Here is a 25,022-nt window from a genome sequence, read left to right on the forward strand (position 1 = left end):
AACAAAAAAACAGAGATTCCGAAACCTATCGAAACCTCTGTTTAGGAATATTAATTTATTGAAAATCAATTTTCTCTGACCCTGCAATATCTTGTTAACTCCTTATCGGGTTGCTTTCGATAATAAAGCAACTTTAAAAGGCATGCGATTATCCATGAATAGGAATCTAAGCCCACATTAATTTCATCATTCGTAAAATGTTTCAAAAACAAGTTGAGAAGACGTAAAGGACATGATTCCTTAAGTCCCCCATTATGGGGATTTGCAGCATTGTAATAAAACTGCTTTAGGTTTGTTGCCCATTTATTCTTGAAAATGCCTTAAGATTTCAATATCAATCTAAATTGTTTGATGATTCCATTTTCTCCAATTAATGTAACCATATACACACCTTTGGACAAAGAACCAACCGGAATAGTAAAAGTTGATTTTTCATCTAACCTCGTATCCCGTTCAACTACCATACGTCCAGCCATATCGTAAATATAGATACCATATAAAGGTATATCAACCCCTAGCTCGATTGTTATATAGTCACTTGCCGGATTTGGATATAACAAAATGAAATCACTTCCAGAATCATTGGTTTCTTCCATCAATTCTAAATCCAATTCTTCCTGGCTCAATACCCTGAGATTAGAAATATTCTGTGATACTTTGTCACTGGAGATAACCCTGATACCACAAACCTGGGCATTGTTTACACTGGCAGCCATCGATATGTTCAGCACTCCATCCGTAACAGTGACTTGTTCAAATACCAACACCGTCTCCTTATTGTTGTTCGCTACAAATAAATCAAAATTTGCCCGAACCAACTGACCTTCCAGGGAAATGCTGTAAACCCGCTGTCCCGCCTTGGCAGCAGGACCTCTGCTTGTGCCAAAGTATAACTCGTTATGGTAGGTGCTGACCTGGTAAACACCATTGGGAACAGGAATGGAGTAGGTCAGGGTTTTCGAAAATCTTTCTGTTTGGTACAGGGGGACACTGCTGGCCAGGGAATTAGTATAGGTGTTTGATGCCCCAAAATAACTGCTGAACTTGCCGTCACCCAAAAATGTATTGCCCCCGAAGCTGGCATCGTTAACAGTGCCACTGTTCAGGTAAAGTGAAACGTCAGGGATGATCACTGGTGGGTTCACGGTGACTTCAACCATGTCCTCTGAAGCTTTTCCATTGCCATCGGTTACCTTCAATTTAACCGCATATACGCCGGCTGTGGTAAATGTATGAACCGGATCCGCAAGGGTGGAACTGCTGCCATCCCCGAAATCCCACAGATAGCTTAGCGGGCCGCTGCCAGTGGATCCAGATCCTGTAAAGTTGACAGACAGGGGTGCCGTTCCGGAATTAACCGAGGCGACTGCTATTGATTCCGGATTGGGTTCAGACAATTGCTCTGACACTACCGATATTCCACAAACCTGGGCATTGTTTGCACTGGCGGCCATGGATATATTCAGCACACCATCCGTAACGGTGATTTGTTCAAATACCAACACCGTCTCCTTATTGTTGTTCGCTACAAATAAATCAAAATTTGCCCGAACCAACTGACCTTCCAGGGAAATGCTGTAAACCCGCTGACCCGCCTGGGCGGCAGGGCCACTGCTTGTACCAAAGTATAACTCATTATGGTAGGTGCTGACCTGGTAAACACCATTGGGGACAGGTATGGAATAGGTCAGGGTTTTGGCCCACCTTTCTGTTTGGTACAAGGGAACACTGCTGGCCAGGGAATTAGCATAGGTGTTTGATGCCCCAAAATAACTGCTAAACTTGCCGTCACCAACAAAAGTATTACCCCCAAGGCTGGCGTCGTTAACCGTGCCACTGTTCAGGTAAAGTGAAATTTCAGGATTGACCACGGGTGGGTTCACGGTGACTTCAACCATGTCCTCCGAAGCTTTTCCATTGCCATCGGTTACCTTCAATTTAACCGCATATACGCCGGCTGTGGTAAAGGTATGTACTGGATCTGCAAGAGTGGAACTGCTGCCATCTCCGAAATCCCACAGGTAGCTTAACGTACCGCTGCCAGTGGATCCCGAACCTGTGAAGTTGACAGACAGGGGTGCCGTTCCGGAATTAACCGAGGCGACAGCTATTGATTCCGGATTGGGTTCAGACAATTGCTCTGACACTACCGATATTCCACAAACCTGGGCATTGTTTACACTGGCAGCCATCGATATGTTCAGCACACCATCCGTAACAGTGATTTGTTCAAATACCAACACGGTCTCCTTATTGTTGTTCGCTACAAATAAATCAAAATTTGCCCGAACCAACTCACCTTCGAGGAAAATGCTGTAAACCCGCTGACCTGCCTTGGCAGCAGGTCCCCTGCTTGTCCCAAAGTATAACTCGTTATGGTAGGTGCTGACCTGGTAAACACCATTGGGGACAGGAATGGAGTAGGTCAGGGTTTTCGAAAATCTTTCTGTCTGGTACAAGGGAACACTGCTGGCCAGGGAATTGGAATAGGTGTTTGATGCCCCAAAATAACTACTGAACTTGCCGTCACCAACAAAAATATTACCCCCAAGACTGGCGTCGTTAACCGTGCCACTGTTCAGGTAAAGTGAAACTTCTGGGATAATCACGGGTGGGTTCACGGTGACTTCAACCATGTCCTCCGAAGCTTTTCCATTGCCATCGGTTACCTTCAATTTAACCGCATATACACCAGCTGTGGTAAAGGTATGTAATGGATCCGCAAGGGTGGAACTGCTGCCATCCCCGAAATCCCACAGATAGCTTAGCGGGCCGCTGCCAGTGGACCCCGAACCTGTGAAGCTGACAGACAGGGGTGCCTTCCCACTTGATACCGAAGCCGTTGGCAGGGATACCGGACCTGAGGGTTCGACATAATTATTTACCGTAATCCCCACGTTGCCAATCGCCGATTCACCATTTTCATCAGTTACTGTAAGGCTTATATTATAACTTCCGGGGTTGACAAAGGTATGATTGACATCAGCATTAGTTGAGGTAATTCCATCTTTAAAATCCCAAAGAAAGGAAAGTGACCCAGTACCCATTGAACCTGCACTACTGAAATCAACCTGAAGGGGTGCAAACCCACTGATAGGAGAGGCTGTTAAATTAACGATCGGAGCAGCATTTTGACCTTTCAATTGGACCGTTTTGGTTTGGTCGATTCCATATTTGACCTCTAAAACAGCTTCCTTAAGCCCTGTTCCTACATATTCTATTTCTACATCAAATTGAGAATCCTTTCTTATAAGGAATTTATTTATTTGCTGGGATTTGATAACAAAACTTGAAGCATCAGGGCCATTTATAGTTATTGACCTGATAAAAATCCCGGTATTTCCATTGGCAACCCCAAGCCGGGCCCCTTTGGTTTCTCCGCTATTTAGCGTTAACAGGTCATCAACGGTAAGTTCACTTGCAATAAGTGCGGTCCCTTTTGGTTGATCATAACCGAAAACTTCCATGTTTTTCTGAGAGCCTCCACCTCTTGTCGGAGAACCGGCCAAAACATATAATCCTTTACCGGATACAATACCCTGAGTGCCGTGCCTGGGGAAATTCAACGGTTCCAGCAAAAACCAGGATTCTTCCACAGGATCGTACATTTCCGTTATCGCAAGAGCCTGGCTTTGTTCTCCCACTTCTCCTCCCGCCACAATTATTTTATCCAGGTAATTGTTGGTAATTGCACCTGCTCTGGGGGTAGGTAAATTTTGTTCGGCAGGCAGGGTCTTCCATGTTTGTGTGCTGAAATTGTACACATCAACTTCCGGAATCACAGGGTTAAATACTCCCCCATCTCCCCCGCTGCGCCTGCCAGAGATAACATACATTTCCTTTCCTACTACTGTCGAAAAGAAGTGGTCTCTTGCTTGTGGCGAGTTCTCCAGTACGGTCCATTCTCCGGTTTGCGGATCGAATTCGTCAAAGTAATTAACCGCCCCTCCGCTATGACCCTGTGTATTTCCATTTACCACGTAAAATTTTCCGTTGTAAACGACTACCCCTGCGGAACCTCTTTTTCTTCCCTGGGGAATTTCAGCCCCCTGCATCCATTCCTGGCTGGCAGGATTAAAAATCCAGATATGATCTGCCGGTATTTCATTGGGGAAATTATTACTCTTGAATGCACCGATCACCCAAATCAACCCCTGATATTCTACTGCCTGGAAATGGTTAAACTCAAAGGGAATGGTGTTTGGTAATGATGTCCAGGAATCATTGGTATAATCATATATTTCTACTGTTTTGCTGTTTTCCCGTCCTCCCAGAAGATAAAACTTATTGCCTGCCTGAACGAAGGAATTCTCATGCCTGCCGGTGTATTGCTGAGATTCATTTTTGATTTTCCAGGTTTGCTGAAGTAAACTTGAGCTTACAGTCCAGGTAAAATTGACTTCAACTGCGTCAGAGCTGGTCCCATCTTCATCATCAACGGTTACGGTAACCTGGTAAGGACTGTTTACATGTGCGTCTACATCCAAAGTCCCATAAATAGTACCATTTGTAGGCTCTATGGTTATGGATGGAGGAAGACCTGAAGCGGCATAATTAAGGTTTCCATCTCCTCCTGTCGCTTCAATGAACAAACTGCCGTCAAGTTCTTCCCCTGCAGAGTTAATTAAATTGTCGGGAGGCACCACCACAATTGGGTTATGAATAAAGGAACCAAATTTCCTGATGATCTCTATTCCATTAATCAGTGGATTTTCTATATTTTTAATAAAATTGATATTTAACTCTTCATCGTCCAGGGTAATTGGGATTTGCACCATGGCTCCCACATTATGTCCATACTGGGCAGATAAATCCACTTCAGGTAATTGAACTTCTCCTTCGATTGCAACGCTAAAAACCCGCTGCCCTGGAGCAGAAGTACCTTCATAGCCATTTCCCATATAAAGATTGACCAAATAATCTCCGTTTGGAATGGGTATGTTGAATTGCATACTTGAACCAGGATTGTATCGTTCGGTGTTGAAAATTTGCAAATACATTTCATCACTGATATAAGAGGGTATGGATGCATGTCTTTTGGCCAAAACGAAAGTATTGTTACTTAAATTTCCTGCATTCACATTGTAAGCTTCGGTATTCACAGCTCCTGCGATACTGTTACTCAACCAATCCGGGTTTTCCGAAGCATCATTCAAGGTTCCTCCACCAGCATTGATCCTCAGAAACACCTTGGTCCCTACATTCACATTTACCAGAAATGATTGCTCGACGAACAAGTTATCCTTATCCGTCGCCCTTATCGTTATCTCCGATTGACCTTCATTGTTTGGAAAACTTAATGTTAGGATACTTCCTGAAATCTTTGCGCCTACCTGCGGAAAAGTATTCGACACAACCGAATAGGTCAGATGCTGATTTCCTCCATTATCATCAAAGTATTCGTTTAGATTTATCAGGAGGTCGGGATCGTTAATGATTTTTTCAACATTTCCCAAATCCCGGGTGGTATAAGGCTGGTTTCCTGCCACCCTGAAATAATCCCAAACGCCAATAAATGCTCCCTCAGTATCATTGGATGTCCCAAAAATTCCAATCGCCAATGGCCTGTCGATATTTTGAATGGCAGTTTTTACCGCACCAGAGCTTAAGATACTGCCTATTTGCGTTTTATCTCCATTACCAAACTTGTAGAATGGCTTCACTGAGCCATCCGAAGGATCAACATCAAATCCCAAAGTAATCGAAACCCCTGCATCAGGGCGGTCCTGAACCGGAATGGAAATCATGATTGGGTTTGGATCAGGCACATCATTGATTTCCTGTGCCGCTACCAAATGGGTAGATGTAAAAACCAATTTAATAAAATTGCTTTGGGACCCGTCGCCCATTTGAATGCCCACTTCACCGGCACCAGCATATTCATAAAGAGCTCCGGGGGAAGTCAATCCAAGCAATCCAGAACTGATGGTGAATATTCCCGTTTCCAAACCTACATTGACGCCAAATTGGAAACCTTTTTCCTGGTTATTTGCTGTTCCATTCGCAGAGCCAGCTGTCATGGACACCTGAATGGCACCGGCAGCACCCCCGTAAATATCGGCAGGACCCGGTCTTTCGTTCGGTTTATCCAACCAGTTAAGCCAATTAGGGTTTAGCGCCCCATTGTTCATCAAACCTGTCAATCCCAACCCTAAAAAACCGCTTTGCCTGCCCTGAGCATCAAGCTGGTTGCTAAATAGTTCATTGTTAATAGGGAGGTTTCTGGAATACCCCAACTGAAAAGGGTCCAGCTGGTCAAGGATATCATCCCCATCATCATCTGTATCATTTAGATCTGATACCAAATCCTCATCGAAATCATTAGGGATAGAAGCACCAGAACAATAGTCACTTCCGTTGTCTATTTCATCCTGATTGGTATAACCATCAAAATCGTAATCTGCCAAAGTATTAAATGCCGGATCATTTTCTGCAATACAAACCACCTGATCTGTAGGTGTCAGGACCATTATCCTATTGTCATAGGTAGCCACCCAAATCGTGCCCGGAAAAATTTGATCATCTGCATTACAGGAAACTCCCAGCGCATTGCCCCCATTCAGATTCCATTTATCTATTTCCAGGTTATTTAATAATCCATCTGGATTTAGGTGAATTAAATGAAGAAATCCACCACTTTTTCCTACCACCAAAGCCCCTTTTAATTGCCCTGCAAAATTAGATGCCTTATATTCATCAATCCCATTCGAATTGATCGGCAACTGGGTGATGATTTCAGTTTGAGGACCATTCGGATTAGGCAAAGATGGGGCGATAAAATCTGCTTCTTTTCCATTTGCCATTGACAAAGGTACAGGTGGCCAATTGGCTGGCAGACTGGTGGCCGCATAATTGTCAAAACCCGGCGACCCGGGAGCTATAGGTTGAAGAATCTGTGTCCTGAATTTATCAGATGGCGGAAAATCAGGCACAATATTGGACCAGTTATCATCATCACCAACAAACTTAGTATACAAACCTGCACCACTTGGATTAAAGGGAAAACTTGACCCCGGTGAATAGGGGTTTCCGGGATTGGCCCTAACCGGAGTCGGGTGCCCTCCATAATAAGAACCAAAAATGAAACTATCCAAATCCCGGGCGATAAGGTGAAGGTGATCTTTGTTATCGACATATTCCCCGGAAGCGCTAGGACTATTCGCATTACCTCCTGGTTCCCCAACAGGAAAATTGTTACTTACCAATAAGGAATTTCCTTCATTTTCAGGAAGTCCGCCCCAATTGACGTTGGCGCCGTTATCGGTAGCATACACCCTGTTACTTTCCGTAACCACAAGGTCATAGGAATTCCTGTAGCCCCCTGAAAAAATTTGCACAGGACCACCCGCAACCACCATCGCCATGTTCAGCCCATCGTTACCACCAAAGGGATCATTTTCATCAATCCCATTATATGAGGGATGATTGGGGTTATAAATAAAATTTTTATTTGGCCTGCTGGGATCATCCAGGGTAGGAATATCATATTTCACCTGCCTGCCTGAAATTGGATCAATCTTCGTTGGTAATGCCTCTATTGCATCAAGGTCTACACTCAAAATAGCAGCTCCTAAAGCATATTCTGTAATGTAGGTAAAGTTTTTGGAAGGTGCGCCTGCATTTGTAAATCCTCCACTGGTCACCAATAAATAGGGCTTTCCGTTAATCAAAGTATGCTCAAGCCCATTTGTGGAATGATTTTCCTCAGACCTTGGCAGGCCCCTTACCAGATCGATTACATCCCAGGCAGAACCAGTCCAGGTTAACCTGGTGATGGTTCCTGAGTTGGTATCAAGCCCCTTATCCCCACTGGGTCCGCCCCACTTGGGATCACTCGAAGAAACATAAATTATAGGATTAGCGGCCGAACCGGCAACTGTTAACCCAGTTATTTGGCGTTTATTCCTATTATCAAATGCAGGATTGCCGTTGTCGTCAAAATTGGGAATCTCTTTTACCGCCGTTAAAACCTCCGCATCAATAACCTCATATTGATTCGTACCAACTTTTAAAATGGTATATATTTTTATGGTTCCATCAATCTGAGAAACGTACAGCCGCTCATCTGGACCAAATTTAAGCGATGTCCCATTTGAAATGGGACTGAAGCTATTAAATTTTAATGCGGTTTGGTCAAAACTAACACTTTGACCAATCGCCCTGTTGTTCCATAATAACCCTACTATTAAAACTAAAAAAAATAGGGAAAAAGACGATAATTTTTTTTTCGCAAAACAGCCCATTTTGCATTAGAATAAAGGTATAACAAGAACTTGACCTGTAATTTAAATCTTGTAATAAAATCTCATTGCCAATTTGAAGCAATATAAGAATAAAAATTTATTAACCAACATTTTTATGTTTTTTAAATTCATTTTTGTGTATTTTAACTAACTATCACTTTGAACGCTTGTTAAAATAAACCAAAAGCTGAAAAAAAAAATTTAGTATATTTATAAATATTATTATTAAATATATTTTCAATAATATTAACATTTGAATAATAATATTTATCAAAAAATTAATCTATATTATAGCTCATAAATACCGATTAATAGATTCCATTTTCTGAAATAAGGAAAAAGGTGCTAAACCCAATGTCTGGGATAAAAAAATGAAAACGCATCCCCTTTAACCAAAAAGCAATACAAGAATACCCTTTCGCTCAAAAGTAAATCCCCAATTATTAAACGCTTTCGTCCTGCCCATTAAAGTTGGTTTTGGAATCAAGGCAACAGGATTAAAAAATGGGAAGAATTCGCACCTTGGCAGGATTTGTCCCTACATGTCCCCTTTTTTCAATGCCCCAACCGCATGATCCACGGCCCTGGCCGTACAGGCCATATACGTCAGACTAGGATTTTGGGTGCCGGTGGAAGTCATGGAAGCTCCATCTGTCACATATACATTGGGGCAGGCATGCATCTGATGATGGCTGCCCAAAAGGGAGGTTTTAGGATCTCTGCCCATGCGTACGCCACCCATTTCATGAATATCCAATCCCGGTGCCTGCCTGCTGTCATTTTGCCGGATGTTTTTGCATCCGGCACTTTCCAGCATCTCAGCTCCCTGGTCCAGAAAGTCTCGAAGGGATTTTTCGTCGTTATCGTCGTAACCCACATCCACCCGTAACTGAGGCATCCCCCACTCGTCCTGTTGGGTATCGTCCAGGTACACCCGGTTACTGAGCTTGGGTATGGTCTCCCCCTGCATCATCATGTATACTCCCCAGGGGCCGGCCTCCGAATTAGCCTCCTTAAAATCCGGGCCGAAATCTTCATTTCTGGCAGCTCCCCAGCTTCCTCGTCCTGCGGAATAAAAACTCATGTATCCGCGCAAAAAATCCATCTCCTGCCTTTTGACATTCCTGAAATTGGGCAACATGACAGCTGTAGGCCTCCTTCCATAATAATAGGAATCCAGGTGACCTTCAATGCTGGCAGATAATGACCCGCGGTAATTGTGAAATGCAATATGGGTACCCAACAGACCATTGTCATTCCCCAAACCGTTTGGAAAGCGCTCTGATCTGGAATTCAACAATATCAGGTTAGAATTCAATGCCGAGGCATTGACGAAAATTACTTTGGCAAAATATTCCGTGGTCTCTTTGGAAAGTGCATCAACGATTCGCACTCCCGTCACCTTTCCCTTAGCGTCGTCATAAATCAAGGAATGTACGACCGAATGAGGTCTCAGCGTCAGGTTTCCAGTAGCGGCAGCTGCTGGTAAGGTCGAAGAATTAGAACTGAAATAGGCGCCAAATGGACAGCCTCGCTGGCAAAGGCTCCGCGCCATGCACTGCCCCCGGCCCTGGGCTGTATGGTGCGGCTGTGGTTTCGTCAGGTGGGCACAGCGCCCAATCACAAATTTCCGGTCCGGGTACGCACCTAAGATACGTTCCTGTACGATCCTTTCCACCTTATTCATTTCCCAGGGAGGTAAAAACTCTCCATCAGGTAAGGTTTCCAGGCCGTCTTTATTTCCACTAACACCTATAAATCTTTCCACATAGCTATACCATGGGGCGATATCTTCGTACCGGATGGGCCAATCTACGGCAAAACCATCCCTGCCTGGCCCTTCAAAATCATATTTACTCCAGCGCTGCACCTGCCGTGCCCAAAGCAGGGACTTGCCGCCAACCTGATATCCCCTGATCCAGTCAAAGGGCTTGTCCTGAATATAGGGGTGTTCCTTGTCCTTCACAAAAAAGTGATCTGCATCGTCTTTAAAGGCATAACAACGGGAAACCACCGGGTTTTCCTGCCGAAGCTCCAGGGGTAATTGACCCCTAAGTGGAAATTCCCAGGGAGGGGTATGCATGGTCGGATAGTCGTCCTTGTGGGTCACATTCCTTCCCCGCTCAAGGACAAGTGTTTTTAAACCTTTTTCGCACAATTCCTTTGCAGCCCAGCCTCCACTGATACCGGAGCCAACAACAATGGCATCATAATTATGATCATTCATGGTAATTCAATTATTCATAACGCAATGATTCTATGGGGTCCAACCGGCTGGCTTTGTAAGCCGGCAACAGCCCGGAGAACAAGCCGACCAAAACACATACGACAAAGGCAAAAATTATCCAGACCCATGGAATCAAAAAACCTCCCGGACCCACTGAATTTCCTACCAGGTTTCCGATACCGATCCCCATTAATACTCCCAAAATTCCTCCAAGAACACAGATCACTATGGCTTCAATCAGAAACTGCTGCCTAATCCGCTGAGGTGTCGCTCCCAGGGCCTTTCGGATCCCGATTTCCCTTGTTCTTTCAGTTACGGAGACCAACATGATATTCATCAGGCCAATGGCTGCCCCCAACAAAGTGATAAACCCGATGCCAAAGCCGCCGATCCTGAGAAATCCTGCAATCTCCTCCAAACTTTCTCCCAGGGTTTGCGATTTCACCACTTCAAAGGAATCCTCCATACCTATGGCATCCTCACGGATGGATCGCATGATGCCTGTTGCCTGCCCCATTTCATAATCAAGTTTCAAGGGGTCTTTTCCCGCTACCGTTATAGAGTACCGAAAGGTGCCTCTTTGATCCAGGTTTCTCGCATTGAGGATGGGAATGACAATGGCCCTGTCTGCACCTGAATCTCCACCAACTCCTCCTTGTTTTTCCATGACGCCCACAATCGTGTAACGCCTGCCAAAAAAAGAAATGTAATTTCCTATGGGGTTTTCTCCCTTTTCAAACAAAGTACTTTGGATTTCTGTACCAATTACACAAACATTATTTCCATATTGAATTTCTATGTTACTGAAACTCCTTCCTTCTTCAATACTTATTCCTTTGATCAAAAAGTAATTTTCGTCCCCTCCTATGATCCGGCTATTGGGATTGGTTTTCTTTGACCCTCTTTTTACCTCAGCAGAACCTGTCACAGAGGTGGTAATGGTAGATAAACCCCATTCGGAGTATTTGTCTTTAAACGCCTCCGACTCCCTGTAGGTTATATTTGGATAATTTTTCGGTGCAACCCCGGAGGAGGTGGCCCTTCCCCCGGAGAATCTTTTGCCCCGAACATCAAAATTATTTGCACCAAAACCGGAAAGACTTTCCTCAATCTGGGCCTTCATGGCATCTATTGCCGTCAACATACCCACCAGGGAAGTAATGCCTATAGCAATGATCAAACCGGTCAAAATTGTCCGTAAAAGATTGGTTTTTACCGACCGGAAGGCCTCCCGTATATTTTCGATCAAATTCATGCTTTGTCCGTAAATGGCCGCTTTTGAAAATATGGACCAACTATTTCGATAATATTAACCATTTATTGTTTTTGCACAAAGGAATTCAGAGAATTTAACTTTTAACTCCTGCTAATGCATTCGGTCTCCCCTGATAGCCAAATGCTCCATCACTCCTTTTTCAAAGGCCAGCCACTCTGCCCAGCGTTGATCCACCTTGCCCGGATCATTATAGGATTTTGCCAGTTGTATGAAATTTACGTAATGACCGGCCTCGGAAATCATCAGTTCGTGATAAAACTGTTTCAACTCCTCATCGGCTAGATTTTTCCAAAGGATTTTGAAACGCTCACAGGAACGGGCCTCAATCAGCGCATTCATCAGCAAATGCTCCGTCAATTGGTCTGTCCTGCTTCCGCCTTTCCGCACAAAACCTTGCAATTGAACCACATATTCATCCTTTCTGGGGAATCCAAATTTATACCCCCGCTTTCGGATTTGCTCCATGACGGATTCAAAATGCGCCCACTCCTCAGCAACTACAGGAACAAGAACATCCACCATCCGTTCATATTCCGGAAATTTGATAATCAGGGAAATGCAGGAGGAAGCTGCTTTCTGTTCGCAATAGGCATGATCCACCAATATCTCTTCCAGGCTCATTTTCGCTACATCCACCCAGCGGGGATCGGTGGGCAATTGTAGCCGCAACATTTTTTGCTTTGTCGATTCCTGCCAATCCATGTTCAAATTTAATCAAAGAAATACCAACTGATTCCCAGGTCCAGCATATTTTTTAAACCCGTATAACCGGGTGTTACAAAGTAGCCATCATTCTCCAGGTACCCTGCATTCAGGTGATTGTACCTGAAAAGCACCCTGGTGCGGTTGATCCTAAAGTTTAAAAAAGCATCCGCCACAGGATAAGCATAAACGTTGAAATCATTCTGCAGGTAAAATTGCTGGGTGGAGGGCATGTATGCGGGTGCGAAATTATCTGAGCGGTACCTTACTTCCAGACCCAACTGCACATACACGTTTTCATCAAATAAGGGGCCGTCAAAAAACACCCTGGAATTGACAAAAACTTCAGGAATCCGGAATTTATCAGCTGCACCACCGGTGATCAGGGTATAATATGCCTCAGACTGCCAGTGAAATTTACCGGCAAAGATAAAATGGGCATTCAGTCCGGGGATCACCATAAATGCTTCTGAGGAAGCTTGTTCGGGTACCTGCTCTTCATTGTAATACACATAATTGTTGATCCGGTTAATGGTAAGGTTGGGCCTTATTTTAAAATGGGTGAAATCAGCTTTAATGGTCCCTTTAATCTGATCCACCCCCGTATTGGAAAAGTCGTTGTCCCATTGGTAATGATTGCCCTGGTATCTTTCCTGGGCCAGAGTGGGCTTGTACAAAGCTTTGGTGTAACTGATGTCCAGAAAAGGGGAGATAAATAATCCACTGACCCTGTAGCCATCGGGAATCAGGTATTCACCTTCTGCCTCAAACACCCAATTTTCATTGATCTCACCCCTCAATGCCCCACCCAGATACAACTCTGTAAATGAATTGTTGGATGAAAAAAACCTGCTGGCCATTCTTCCGGAACGAAATTTCAGGTATGCATTGTAATAGACAGGACCAAAATCCCCCTTAAAACCCATCTCATTTCTCCACTCAGAAAAATGATTGTGGTTGTTGGTGGTATCTGTTTTGCTGTGCACCAGGCTGGTATCAGAAGAGATGAACCGGTTATCATTAAAAAAAGCCGCATCGGATGTCCCCAGGTCACTAAAAAAAGTCACTTCCTGCTTTTTCTTATCGAAAACATGATACACCTGCCAGCCTTTCAATAATTCGTATTCATGATAAAGGTGATATTCCTGACGCAAATCAACGGCTTTGGAGTTCCTCAGCCAGACTTTAGAGTCTTCATAGGTAAAATAAAGCGAGGTAGTATCGATCTCCGGCGGGATGATCCCCCCCTGCTCGTTGACATTATGCTTCATTCTCGAAAAACTGGCCAGGAGCCGGTACTTTCCATTTTCAGAATGGTAATTGGTATGCATTTCATAAGAATCATTGACCACGTTGTTATCGTCCCTGCGCGTGGGATTTAAAGTCTTCCTTGCGCGTATTGTGCGGTAGGCAATCCCCACATTCCAATTGGGTTTGATATTCCGGACAAATTCCACATCCAGCTTATTGCGGTTTCCGCCACCAAAAAAAGCCGCAATATGGGTATGGGGAGATTTGGTATCATAATACCTGATGCTGTCCGTGGTATTGTGGTACAGGTCATATGCCTCAAAACCTGAGGTGCTGCCTATCTGTTCGGGCACATCGTAAAATATGGGCCTGGCTGCCGTTCCCAAATTTGCAAGATCCTGGTATTTGTACCAGGTGTCCGCCACGGCTTCATAATTGTGGAAGCCTGTAAGTGAGGTATCCAGCTCCATTTTTTCAAACCGGTTGTTCCTTACCGATTTTTCATAAAAATAAAGAGAAGTGTTGGGACCGTATACCATCTTGGTAGAATCGTCCAACAGGCCTCTCCTGGGACTGTTCTCATCCCCATCCTCCACAGTTGTTTGCTGGGCGAATAAAGGAAGCTCCCATGACAACAAAATAGCCAACACAATAAAAAAGAGTCTCATCCTAATTTTCAACGACGAAATTTTTTGATTTAATCACTTCATGAACCCGATGCAGTAAATCCTGCTCATCGTTTTTCTCCATAACCACCTCAACGGGTAACGCAAAAATGGGCAAGTGCTGTAGTATTTTCAATAACTTTTTATCTCTAAGCTTGCTGGCATCTTTCTCAGTGGTCACCAGGGCCGGCCTGGATTCCTTGTACTTATCACATACATTTCTGATTTTAAGCATGTCATTTTCGGAATACCGGTGGTGATCCGGAAAAGATATGACTTCAAGCACCTTGTGATTTTTATTCAATTCATTTAACATTGGCCGGTAATCCACTATTCCTGTGAGCAGGATCAGGTTTTTATGATGCCTCATTTCTCCGGCCGCTAAAGGATATGGTTTGCCGTAACGCAACCCGGCAAAATAAACTGGGACTTCCGCTCTGGTATATCTTTTTATGCTTCCTGTAATCACCTTTTTTTCCTCCGGTGAAATCGAATCAGGACATTTGGTTACGACCACTGCATCTGCCCTGTTGGCATTTTTCCTTCCCTCGCGGAGTCTGCCCATCGGCAAAAGAAAATCTTCGTAAAATGGTTGTCCGTAAGTAGTCAATAACACATACAAATCTGCTTTCAGGTAGCGGTGTTGGTAAGCGTCATCCAGCAATATGCCCTGCACCCCATCCTCTGCCGCCAAAATCATGGGGATGGCCAGTATCCTTTCTTCTCCTACTGCTACCCGAACTTTATCCTTAAATTTGGCATATATCTGAAAAGGCTCATCGCCTATTTCTAATGGTCCTACCGAACCATCAGCAAGAATAAATCCCCTTGTTTTGCGACCGTACCCCCTGCTCAATACGGCAAGATTTAGTTTGGGAGTAAGGTGTTTGATCAAAAATTCCACGAAGGGTGTTTTGCCCGTCCCTCCCACAGCAAGGTTGCCTGCCACAATGGTAGGCACCTCAAATTGCTGACTTCTTTTTAATCCCGCATCGAACAAATGATTTCGAAAGGCAGTGATTCCCCCGTAAAGCATAGCAAAAGGAAATAACAAAAAGTCAGGGAAGCGCATTGTGGTTTTTTTTGTAGTTTTGATTGAAAAACAAAAGCAAATATATGGTTTATTTGATTAAGGATATCATTTCTCATTTAGAATCCATTGCCCCACCCCCATACCAGGAAAGCTATGACAATTCCCAACTACTGGTGGGTAACCCCGACAGCCCTGTGGAAGGCATTCTCTGTGCGCTCGATGTCACAGAAGCTGTAGTGGAAGAGGCCAAAAGCAAAGGGTGTAACCTGATCATTGCCCACCACCCCATCCTGTTTAAAGGGCTCAAAAGCCTTACCGGGAAAAATTATGTGGAAAGGACCGTCATCAAAGCCATAAAAGAGGATATTGCCATCTATGCCATTCACACCAACCTGGATGCGGTAGATCAGGGGGTTAATCAAAAAATCGCTCAAAAAATCGGCCTTTCCGAAACAAGAATATTGGCCCCGAAAAAAGGTGTTTTGACCAAACTGACCACATTTATCCCCAAAGAGAAAGCCGGGGAAGTCCTTCAAGCTTTGTATAAGGCCGGCGCTGGTAATATTGGTAATTACTCGCATTGTAGTTTTCAAACAGAGGGCCAGGGCAGCTTCCTTCCCATGGAAAATGCCCAACCCAGTATAGGTTCCCGGGGAAAAGAAGAAATGGTGACAGAAAAAAGAGTGGAATTGATGTTTCCCAGTCACCTGCAATCAAAAATCATTCATGAACTTAAAGTGGCTCATCCCTACGAGGAGGTGGCTTATTACCTGCATCCCCTGGAAAATGAGCACCAGGATGTAGGTTCGGGCATGATCGGACACCTGCCGGAGCCCCTGTCAGGAATGGATTTTCTGGAGCATCTTAAAAAATCCATGGGACTACAAGTATTGAAACATACGGCTATTTTGGACAAGAAAGTAAGCAAGGTAGCTCTTTGCGGAGGTGCAGGAATATTTCTATTGGGCCGGGCAATAAAATCAGGAGCCGATGTGTTTGTTACGGCGGATGTTAAATACCACGATTTCTTTGAAGCGGATCAGCAGATTTTACTGGCTGACATTGGGCATTATGAAAGTGAAATTTACACAAAAGAACTTTTAAAAGATTTATTGTCGCAAAAATTTAGTAATATTGCAACCTATTTGACAAATATAGTTACAAATCCAATAAGTTACCTTTAGTAAATGGAAAGTCCGGTCGCACAAAAACTAGAAGCTATTCTTAATCTTCAAAATATTGATTCCCGTTTAGATGCTATTTTTAAGGTGAGGGGAGCCCTTCCCGAAGAAGTCCAGGATTTGGAAGATGAAATCATCGGCTATGAAACACGGTTGAGCAAATTCAATTCTGATATATCGGCAACAGAGGATGAGATCAAAAAGCACAAAGATGCCATCAAGGAGTCTGAAAAACTGATCAAAAAATATCAGGACCAGCAGATGAATGTGAGAAACAACCGGGAATACGATGCCATTACCAAAGAATTGGAATTACAGGATCTTGAAATTCAAGTCTCCAAAAAGAAAATAGCTGAAGCACAAATTAGAATCGAGGAAAAACAAAAAGACATTGCCGATCTGAATGAAATCCTGAAAGACAGGCAAAATGACCTCGATCAGAAAAAAGGAGAATTGGACACCATAGTTTCAGAAAGTGAAACAGAAGAGAAAAAGCTCCGAAACGAAAGGGAAAAAGCTGCCAAAAAAGTAGAAGACCGGTTGATCAAGTCTTATGACAAAATCAGAAACAACGCAAAGAACGGTCTGGCAGTGGTCCTGGTAAAGAGGGGAGCCTGTGGTGGATGTTTCAATATAGTACCCCCTCAGCGGCAAGCTGAAATCAGGGAAAGGAAAAAAATCATTGTCTGCGAACACTGCGGAAGGATACTGGCAGGTGTAGAAGATGAAATCGTGGAAGAGCCAACGCCTAAAAGAAAAAGATCAAAAGCTTAAATCAATTTATATAAACCGGATAAATCCGGTTTTTTTTTGAATCCAATTTATTTTTTGTTTCGTATATATTAATTACATATATTACGATTCTATGAAAACAGTTATTTTAGCATTAACCCTAATTGCCTTTAGTCAGGTTTCCTTTGCAAAAGAAGGTCCTGAAAAGACTTTTTTAATTATTTTTAATGAAGCGGAATTAAAACGCATTCAGTCAAGTCCTGCAAAGGTGGAATTGAATTTTTTAAGTGCCTTTGAAACCAAGGCCTATGGTGGGAATTCAGAAAGGGCATTGATGGTAACAGTCCCCTTTGCTGATTGGACCGTGTGTGAAATGGGAAATATCCTAGTAAAAATAACTGAAGATAAAGAAGTCCCTTTGGATAACATTGCTTTCCGGATCATAGACCTGAATGAATGCCAGGAGAATTTCAAGGCCTTGCTTTCTGATTCAGAAGATCAAAGGCAAAGCAAAAAAACCGCTACCATCAAACTTACTTTATAGCCTCCATTTTTTTAAGCGGAGAAGGGTGGTATTTATCCAGATATATCTGACCATTTTCAGCCTGGTGCAATTCATAGCAACATAGGTTTTCATGCCTGAAGACATCCATATAGCGGAGGTCATATCCAAGTAATAACGTCATTAAAATACGGATAGCTCTGCCATGCATGCAAATCAAAATATGAGCCCCCCCCTGGTCTAAAATATAATGCATGGCCCTGCTCAGGCGTTTTGCCACATCTACCGGAGATTCTCCACCATTGATTTTGTTATCCAATTCTCCTGATGACCATTTATCCAACATGTTGAGATAATACTGATTTTCGTCGTGGTCCATAGGTAATCCTTCATAATTACCCCAGGAAATCTCGTTCAAATCCGGCAACTTTTCCTGGTATACTTCCTCATTCAAAAAATCCGCAATGGATTGTCTCGTTCGGATAAGGGAAGAATAATAAATATGATCGAAAGGAATATGCCTGAAATTTTTGTAAAAGGCTTTTGCTTGTTTAATTCCTGTTTCGTTGATGGGGGCATCGATCCCACTTCCCTGCACCACCCCTTTGAGGTTATAATCCGTTTGCCCATGCCGTACCACATATATTTTTTTACTGCTCAAGATTCTCTATTTTTGATTCCAAAATCAAAGAAAAAAATTTTATTGCATAAAACATGATATTTACTGAAAAACCGGATCTAAATTTTTTAAATCAAATCGGAAAGGAAAGCATGACCGGTTTTCTTGAGATTACTTACACAGCCATTGGAGATGATTTTCTGGAAGCCGCTATGCCTGTGGGACCAAAAACCAAACAACCATTTGGATTGTTACATGGGGGAGCCAGTGTGGTGTTGGCAGAAAGTCTCGGCTCGGTAGCAGCTTCCCTGACTTTGGAAAAAGACAAAGCCTATGCAGTGGGATTAGAGATCAATGCGAATCACCTGAGGCCGGTAAAGGAAGGAATTGTGACCGGAAGGGCCATGCCCATACATTTGGGCAAGAAAACCCAGGTTTGGGAAATAAAAATAAAGGACAACAAAGACAGACTATCTTGCATCAGCCGCATTACCCTGGCCATTCTTGAAAAGTAAGATTTTATGGAAACAACCAATAAGATAGCCGAAATTACGAAAGCGCTTTTTCTGGAGCACCTATTGTTCAGGGCACTGAATGAAAATTTGCCCATTGCCATTTGGAAAAAACCCAAGCAGTCACTAATTGAAGTTATCATTGACGAAGACAAAGAGGGCATCAAACAGCCTGGCATGGACCTGGATCAGTTACCTCCCGGATTTATGATCCATCCATTTCTTCACTCGGCAGACCACCAACCTTTCTTTATCAAAGCCACCAATTATTACCGGTTTAGCCTGGATGAGAACGAGGTATCGGATGATCAATTGCCAATTTGGGAAAATTCAAATAAAGAATTGACAGTAAAAATCCGTGAGATCATCCAATCCTTTCCTGCAGGCAAAAAGGCAAAAGCCTCCCGAAAGTCAGATTTTATCCAGACAGTAAACAAAGCCATTGAATCTATAGCATCCGGGAAGCTGTATAAGGTGGTGCCGGCCCGTCTGAAAAAAATGACCCTTCCCTCGGATTTCGATTTGGCAGGTACCTTTCTGGCCCTTTGTGATGCCTATCCCAATGCTTTTATCAATTGTTTTTTCAGTGAATCCACGGGGTTCTGGATCGGGGCCAGCCCGGAAACCCTGATCAAGACCAGAGCGGATAGTTTTTATACCATGGCATTGGCAGGAACCCAAAAGGCAAAAGGGGATAACCCCTTAAAAAATGCCGCATGGACACAAAAGGAAATTGAAGAACAGGCTCTGGTAAGTCGATATATTGTAGATTGTTTCAAGAAAATCCGGCTACGGGAATACCTGGAATTAGGTCCTAAAACCACCATAGCAGGCGGCCTGCTGCATCTAAAGTCTGAGTTTCTGGTGGATATGAAAGCAACCAATTTCCCACAATTGGGCAGCGTGATGCTTGAATTACTTCATCCTACTTCTGCCGTTTGCGGCATGCCAAAAGCGGAAGCCCTGGAATTCCTCGATACTGAAGAAAATTTTGATCGGTCCTATTTTTCCGGATTTATTGGCCCAGTCAATATTGAAGCGGAGACCGCATTGTATGTCAACCTCCGTTGTGCCAAATTGGAAAACAAGGAAGTCCTTCTTTTTGCTGGTGCGGGGGTCACGGAAGATTCTGTCCCTGAAAAAGAGTGGGAAGAAACGGAAATGAAATGCAACATTATAGGTAAAATCATCAAAACCAACCAATCTCGTTGATACTCCCTCAAATCAGCCACCTGGTTTCCATTTGTGCAAAAAGTGGTGTTACACAGGCCATTCTTTCCCCGGGGTCCAGGTGTGCTCCTTTATCGCTGGCCTTCATCAGGCATCCCAACATCCATTGCAGAACCATATCCGATGAAAGATCAGCAGCCTTCATGGCTTTGGGCATGGCACAGCAACTCAACAAGCCCGTTGTATTGGTCTGTACAAGTGGTTCTGCTACCTTAAATTACGGACCCGCCATTGCTGAAGCTTTTTACCAGCAAATCCCCCTTTTGATCCTCACGGCAGACCGTCCGGCAGAATGGATAGACCAGTGGGATGGCCAAACCATCCGGCAACAAGATATCTATGCTCCCCATATCAAAGGTAGTTTTACTTTCCCTGATGATGCAAATCCAACAGACAAACTGTGGCATGCCAAACGGATCGTCAAAGAAGCTATTGTACTTGCAAAAGCCTTCCCCAGTGGCCCGGTACACATCAATATCCCCTTAAGGGAACCCTTTTACCCTGCTCCGGGGGAAAACTACAATTTCGAAATCACAGACATGGAACCGGTTTTGGATGTGGAGACCGGTAGCTATGCTCTCAGGGAAGAGGTCAGACAAAAATTAAAAAATCAGTTGTCAGGCTTTAAAAGGATACTGCTCCTTCCGGGTCAGCAAAAACCCAACCTGAAAATTAAAAGGCTACTGGAAGAAATTGTCCAAAATCAAAAAGGACTTCTGGTAACGGATGTGACCAGTAATATGGCCCAACCCCTGGCCATTGTTCATCATGATTTTTTTGCAGCCGAGGTTTCAAAGGATAAAGAAATGGTACCAGACTTGCTGATTAGTTTTGGCAAATCCATATTATCCAAGTCGTTGAAACAGTCTTTAAGGAATTGCCCCATGTCTCACTGGCATGTACAACCTGAAGGCAGCGTCCCGGATCCATTCCAGCACCTGGATCAAATCATTCGGCTGCAGCCGGAGATATTCCTTGAATTTCTGCTAAAGGAAGGTCCTGAAATAGATCCTGTTTTTGGCCAGGCCTGGAAAGACAAAAATGAAATTGTGAAAACTCAGCTTCCCCAAATGCTGAATGGGGCTTCATTCGGGGAATTGAAATCATTGTCACACATTTTGCATGCCTTACCAGCAGCAGGTAAAGTACATCTGGCCAATAGCATGGCGGTGAGAAATGTCAATTTTTTGGGATTAAGCCAGGATAAAATCGAAATTATCTGTAACAGGGGCACCAGTGGCATTGATGGAAGCAACAGTACAGCGGTGGGCTGTACTTTCACCACCAAAGAACTTGTTACCCTGATTACCGGTGACCTGGCATTCTTTTACGACAGGAATGCTTTTTGGCATCAATACAACATGAGCAATCTCAGGATTATTTTGTTCAACAATCATGGAGGAGGGATTTTCCGCATGATAGATGGACCTTCCAACTTACCTGAATTGGAAGAATACTTTGAAACGCGGCAGAGACTTAACGCAAGACTGCTGGCCAGAGAGATGGGATTCGAATATACACTGGTCAAATCCATGCCCGGACTAAAAAAGGGCTTAGCCGATTTCTTTCAGGATTCGATAAAACCTAAAATAATTGAAATCGAAAGCAGCAGTGAGCTCAATTCCCGGGTTTTGAAGTCCTTTCGAAGAAAAATCAAGGCAAGAATCTCTAAAAAGGAATAATTTTTGAAAAAGTATTTCATTGTAAAAAAAATCTGATTTGTTTTTTCTACATTTAAGCCAATGAATTTAACCATTTGAATCATGCAAAAGCAATTCAACGAAAAGGAAAATGCTCCTTTGGGAAATATTGAGGAATGGGAAGAGGACTTAAAAGTGCGTTATCCCAAACCTAAATCCGAACAAGCAAAAAGCAAGGAGGACTATCGGAATTATCACGATTCTGAACGCATAGATACTGTAAGGGAATTTTACCGTTTGAATCACCAATACCAGACCTATGACTTTGTTTGCCAAAAACAAGCGGATTTCCTGAAGTTTGACAAGAAGGAAATGCCTTTCTGGGATGCTATAGCTTACCTCAACACCCTGGTGGATGACTCTGACCCAGATATCAGTCTGGACCAGCTACAGCACCTGTTACAGACTTCTGAAGCCATCAGGGCCGATGGGCACCCGGATTGGTTTGTTTTGACAGGCTTTATCCACGATATGGGCAAAGTGTTATGCCTCTTTGGAGAACCCCAGTGGGCTGTGGTGGGAGATACCTTTCCGGTAGGCTGCGGCCATTCTGACAAAATCGTTTACCCGGAATACTTTAAAGCTAACCCCGATACCGATAATGAACGATTCAACACCAGGTATGGTGTTTATGAACCCAATACAGGACTCGAAAATGTAAAAATGTCCTGGGGACATGATGAATACCTGTACCAAATGGTAAAGGATTATTTGCCCGAACCTGCTTTATACATGATTCGGTATCATTCTTTCTATGCCCAGCATAGGGAGGGTGCATACGACCATCTTTTAAGTGACCATGACAAGGAAATGTTTAAATGGGTAGATAAATTTAACCCCTATGACTTGTATTCCAAGGTACCGGTGCCACCAGATGCCAAAGCCTTAAGGCCATACTATGAGGACCTGGTAGCGAAATACCTGCCGGCGACCATGAAGTTTTAATCATTTTACCAGACAATGCCCCAATTCCTTGCTGCCCGGTAGCCCATCGGGCAGCAATTTAATGTTAACCCATGCTTACAGCCCTTACCTTCATAGGTTTTACACTTTTTGTAGCTTTTCTTTCCTGGTATAAATTACGAAAAGACGATATCAGTTCCAGAGACGGATATTTTCTGGGCGGGCGTTCCCTTACAGGAGGAGTAATCGCAGGGTCCATGATATTGACCAATATCTCCACAGAACATCTGATCGGACTTAATGGATCTGCCTATAAAAATGGCATGATCATCATTGCCTGGGAGGTCACCAGTGCCATTGCCCTGGTGATAGCGGCATTGTATTTTCTTCCCATTTACCTGAAAATGGGCTTAACCACCATTCCCCAATACCTGGAAAACAGGTTTGACAGCAGTACCAAAACCATCGTGGCCTTTCTGCTCATGGTCTCGTTTGTGGTCACCTTGCTCCCCATCGTCCTCTACACAGGTGCCATCAATCTGGAAAGCATTTTCAATGTTTCAGAGGTCCTGAATGTAAGCCTTTCGGAGGGAATCTGGATTACTGTTATTACGATTGGTGTAATCGGATCCATCTATGCGATTTTCGGAGGGTTAAAAGCCGTGGCCCTTTCAGATTCCATCAATGCCATCGGACTTATTATCGGAGGCCTAATGGTACCTGTATTTGCACTATGGGACATAGGAGAGGGAAACATTTTCACTGGAATGAGCAAGGTGTATGCCTATGCGCCTGAAAAATTCAACGTCATTGGTAAGGCAGACTCGGTTTTGCCCTTCAGTACCATTTTTACCGGGCTGATGATCAACCAGCTTTATTTCTGGGGGATGAACCAGACCATTATTCAACGTGCTTTTGGTGCCAAAAACATGGCTGAGGCACAAAAAGGCCTTTTGCTTACTGGCTTGTTTAAAATACTCATACCACTGATCATTGTTTTGCCAGGTATTATAGCCTATTATTATTACAGCGACCAATATTATGACAATCAGGATTTCATTTATCCCGTTTTGCTGACACGTGTCATGCCACTGGGATTGTTGGGTTTTTTCGCTGCTGTGGTCCTTGGAGCCATATTGAGTACCTTTAACAGTGTGTTGAATTCGGCAGCCACCATTTTCAGCCTGGACATCTACAAAAAAATATTCCGACCAGATTGTTCTGACAAAACTTTGGTGCGGGTGGGCAGACTAAGCTCGCTGGTTTTGGCAGTATTGGCCATTTTAATCGCCCCGCTGGTAGGAAATGCTCCGGAAGGCCTTTACCAGCTGATGCAACAGCTCAATGGTATCTTCTTTATTCCCATTGCTTCCATATTAATTGCCGGTTTTTTTATTCCAAAGGTAACTGCCAGAGCTGCCAAAATTGGATTGTTTACCGGTTTGTCTTTTTACCTGATCACCAGTTTTTTCCTGGATATTGGCATTCATTTCATCCACATTTGGGCCATTGAGTTTATATTGAACCTGGCTTTGATGCTGTTGGTCAGCCATTATTTTCCGGGAAAACCAAATACCTTTGTCAGCAGGCCTCCTGTACTGAAGATGAAGCCCTGGAAATATGCCAGGCCAGTCGCCGCCATCCTCTGCCTGGTGACGGTATTGATCTATATCTGGCTGGGAAGTTGATTCAAATAGTTTTTTTGAATCAATACAGAACAGTCACAGCCCCTTTTATTCTTTTTATGGCCTGTTTCTTTGTTTGAACGGTATTATTTTTGGTGCTTTTGTCTTTAACTTTGTACTGTGGATTTGAAAACGATAAAAATAGCGGCTTTTTTTTCCAGGTATATCCTCACCAATCTACTTGCCCTTTTTTTGGTAGGTCTTTCCGTGGCTGAGGGAAATGATGCGGTTCAACAATTTCCTGCAGCAGGTATACATTTGGATACGTCTGAGCTTGACTATATAGATTTTCCCACCTCAGTGAGCAGAGGCCAGTATGGTAAGCAACACCCCAGGGAAATGATGCTCCCACTTTTTTATTTAAAAGACAATCCTTTACGCCTGCTACAGTTTCTACATACCTCATTACCAGAAGTATTTTCTCCATTTTCTACGCCAGGCCAAATCAGGCAAATTGTCTCCCTGATCGTTTGGTGCAATGCTCCCTGATCCAATGCTTCTTTTTTAATGGTGAGGAGCTATTGCTCTATTGCATGTCCAATTATCTAATACAACCCAAAA

General features: G+C 43.6%; 16 protein-coding genes. 9 read left to right on the forward strand and 7 right to left on the reverse strand.

Annotated elements, in window-relative coordinates:
- Positions 1-320 precede the first annotated feature (320 nt).
- The 6 genes from G9Q97_RS22810 to lpxK all read right to left on the reverse strand — a co-directional run bounded on the left by G9Q97_RS22810 (position 321) and on the right by lpxK (position 15,436).
- A complete protein-coding gene (locus G9Q97_RS22810; RefSeq protein WP_166151252.1) occupies positions 321-8,243 on the reverse strand; it encodes a PKD domain-containing protein in 7,923 nt (2,640 codons plus the stop codon).
- 538 nt (positions 8,244-8,781) lie between these two features.
- Positions 8,782-10,470, reverse strand: coding sequence for a GMC oxidoreductase (locus G9Q97_RS22815; protein WP_166151254.1), 1,689 nt, complete (start codon positions 10,468-10,470; stop codon positions 8,782-8,784).
- Between the two features lie 10 nt (positions 10,471-10,480).
- Entirely contained in the window at positions 10,481-11,725 is a 1,245-nt protein-coding gene (locus tag G9Q97_RS22820) for an ABC transporter permease (RefSeq protein WP_166151256.1), read from the reverse strand.
- A gap of 111 nt (positions 11,726-11,836) precedes the next feature.
- A complete protein-coding gene (miaE, locus tag G9Q97_RS22825) occupies positions 11,837-12,448 on the reverse strand; it encodes a tRNA-(ms[2]io[6]A)-hydroxylase (RefSeq protein ID WP_187357746.1) in 612 nt (203 codons plus the stop codon).
- A gap of 8 nt (positions 12,449-12,456) precedes the next feature.
- Positions 12,457-14,367: a putative porin gene (locus G9Q97_RS22830; protein WP_166151258.1), complete on the reverse strand. Its 1,911-nt coding sequence runs from the start codon at positions 14,365-14,367 to the stop codon at positions 12,457-12,459.
- Position 14,368: 1 nt separating this feature from the next.
- Positions 14,369-15,436: a tetraacyldisaccharide 4'-kinase gene (lpxK, locus tag G9Q97_RS22835; RefSeq protein WP_166151260.1), complete on the reverse strand. Its 1,068-nt coding sequence runs from the start codon at positions 15,434-15,436 to the stop codon at positions 14,369-14,371.
- A 44-nt stretch (positions 15,437-15,480) separates the two neighbouring features.
- Here lpxK and G9Q97_RS22840 point away from each other — a divergent pair, with 44 nt between their 5' ends.
- The 3 genes from G9Q97_RS22840 to G9Q97_RS22850 all read left to right on the forward strand — a co-directional run bounded on the left by G9Q97_RS22840 (position 15,481) and on the right by G9Q97_RS22850 (position 17,854).
- Positions 15,481-16,581: a Nif3-like dinuclear metal center hexameric protein gene (locus tag G9Q97_RS22840; protein ID WP_166151271.1), complete on the forward strand. Its 1,101-nt coding sequence runs from the start codon at positions 15,481-15,483 to the stop codon at positions 16,579-16,581.
- A gap of 3 nt (positions 16,582-16,584) precedes the next feature.
- Positions 16,585-17,352: a zinc ribbon domain-containing protein gene (locus G9Q97_RS22845; RefSeq protein WP_166151273.1), complete on the forward strand. Its 768-nt coding sequence runs from the start codon at positions 16,585-16,587 to the stop codon at positions 17,350-17,352.
- A gap of 91 nt (positions 17,353-17,443) precedes the next feature.
- The gene (locus tag G9Q97_RS22850; RefSeq protein ID WP_166151275.1) at positions 17,444-17,854 is read left to right on the forward strand and encodes a hypothetical protein; all 411 of its coding nucleotides are present in this window, start codon (positions 17,444-17,446) and stop codon (positions 17,852-17,854) included.
- Here the strand turns inward: G9Q97_RS22850 and G9Q97_RS22855 are convergent.
- Positions 17,844-18,473, reverse strand: a complete 630-nt coding sequence (locus G9Q97_RS22855; RefSeq protein WP_166151277.1) for a histidine phosphatase family protein — start codon at positions 18,471-18,473, stop codon at positions 17,844-17,846. The genes G9Q97_RS22850 and G9Q97_RS22855 overlap by 11 nt on opposite strands.
- 53 nt (positions 18,474-18,526) lie before the next feature.
- Here G9Q97_RS22855 and G9Q97_RS22860 point away from each other — a divergent pair, with 53 nt between their 5' ends.
- From G9Q97_RS22860 to G9Q97_RS22885, 6 genes are all read left to right on the forward strand, one after another.
- A complete protein-coding gene (locus G9Q97_RS22860) occupies positions 18,527-18,946 on the forward strand; it encodes a hotdog fold thioesterase (protein ID WP_166151279.1) in 420 nt (139 codons plus the stop codon).
- A gap of 6 nt (positions 18,947-18,952) precedes the next feature.
- Positions 18,953-20,155: a chorismate-binding protein gene (locus G9Q97_RS22865; RefSeq protein WP_166151281.1), complete on the forward strand. Its 1,203-nt coding sequence runs from the start codon at positions 18,953-18,955 to the stop codon at positions 20,153-20,155.
- Positions 20,152-21,855, forward strand: a complete 1,704-nt coding sequence (gene menD, locus G9Q97_RS22870; RefSeq protein ID WP_166151283.1) for a 2-succinyl-5-enolpyruvyl-6-hydroxy-3-cyclohexene-1-carboxylic-acid synthase — start codon at positions 20,152-20,154, stop codon at positions 21,853-21,855. Before G9Q97_RS22865 ends, menD begins: the two co-directional genes overlap by 4 nt.
- A gap of 81 nt (positions 21,856-21,936) precedes the next feature.
- A complete protein-coding gene (locus G9Q97_RS22875; RefSeq protein ID WP_166151285.1) occupies positions 21,937-22,818 on the forward strand; it encodes an inositol oxygenase family protein in 882 nt (293 codons plus the stop codon).
- Positions 22,819-22,889: 71 nt separating this feature from the next.
- A complete protein-coding gene (locus G9Q97_RS22880; protein WP_166151287.1) occupies positions 22,890-24,464 on the forward strand; it encodes a solute:sodium symporter family transporter in 1,575 nt (524 codons plus the stop codon).
- A 123-nt stretch (positions 24,465-24,587) separates the two neighbouring features.
- Positions 24,588-24,950, forward strand: coding sequence for a hypothetical protein (locus G9Q97_RS22885; RefSeq protein WP_166151289.1), 363 nt, complete (start codon positions 24,588-24,590; stop codon positions 24,948-24,950).
- Positions 24,951-25,022 lie beyond the last annotated feature (72 nt).

This window comes from Cyclobacterium plantarum (genome assembly GCF_011290685.1).
GTDB lineage: Bacteria > Bacteroidota > Bacteroidia > Cytophagales > Cyclobacteriaceae > Cyclobacterium > Cyclobacterium plantarum.

Coding starts and splice junctions, on each gene's coding strand:
- G9Q97_RS22810 (WP_166151252.1), bottom strand. CDS start 8,243: ATGGGCTGTTTTGCGAAAAAAAAATTATCGTCTTTTTCCCTATTTTTT.
- G9Q97_RS22815 (WP_166151254.1), bottom strand. CDS start 10,470: ATGAATGATCATAATTATGATGCCATTGTTGTTGGCTCCGGTATCAGT.
- G9Q97_RS22820 (WP_166151256.1), bottom strand. CDS start 11,725: ATGAATTTGATCGAAAATATACGGGAGGCCTTCCGGTCGGTAAAAACC.
- miaE (WP_187357746.1), bottom strand. CDS start 12,448: ATGGATTGGCAGGAATCGACAAAGCAAAAAATGTTGCGGCTACAATTG.
- G9Q97_RS22830 (WP_166151258.1), bottom strand. CDS start 14,367: ATGAGACTCTTTTTTATTGTGTTGGCTATTTTGTTGTCATGGGAGCTT.
- lpxK (WP_166151260.1), bottom strand. CDS start 15,436: ATGCGCTTCCCTGACTTTTTGTTATTTCCTTTTGCTATGCTTTACGGG.
- G9Q97_RS22840 (WP_166151271.1), top strand. CDS start 15,481: ATGGTTTATTTGATTAAGGATATCATTTCTCATTTAGAATCCATTGCC.
- G9Q97_RS22845 (WP_166151273.1), top strand. CDS start 16,585: ATGGAAAGTCCGGTCGCACAAAAACTAGAAGCTATTCTTAATCTTCAA.
- G9Q97_RS22850 (WP_166151275.1), top strand. CDS start 17,444: ATGAAAACAGTTATTTTAGCATTAACCCTAATTGCCTTTAGTCAGGTT.
- G9Q97_RS22860 (WP_166151279.1), top strand. CDS start 18,527: ATGATATTTACTGAAAAACCGGATCTAAATTTTTTAAATCAAATCGGA.
- G9Q97_RS22865 (WP_166151281.1), top strand. CDS start 18,953: ATGGAAACAACCAATAAGATAGCCGAAATTACGAAAGCGCTTTTTCTG.
- G9Q97_RS22875 (WP_166151285.1), top strand. CDS start 21,937: ATGCAAAAGCAATTCAACGAAAAGGAAAATGCTCCTTTGGGAAATATT.
- G9Q97_RS22880 (WP_166151287.1), top strand. CDS start 22,890: ATGCTTACAGCCCTTACCTTCATAGGTTTTACACTTTTTGTAGCTTTT.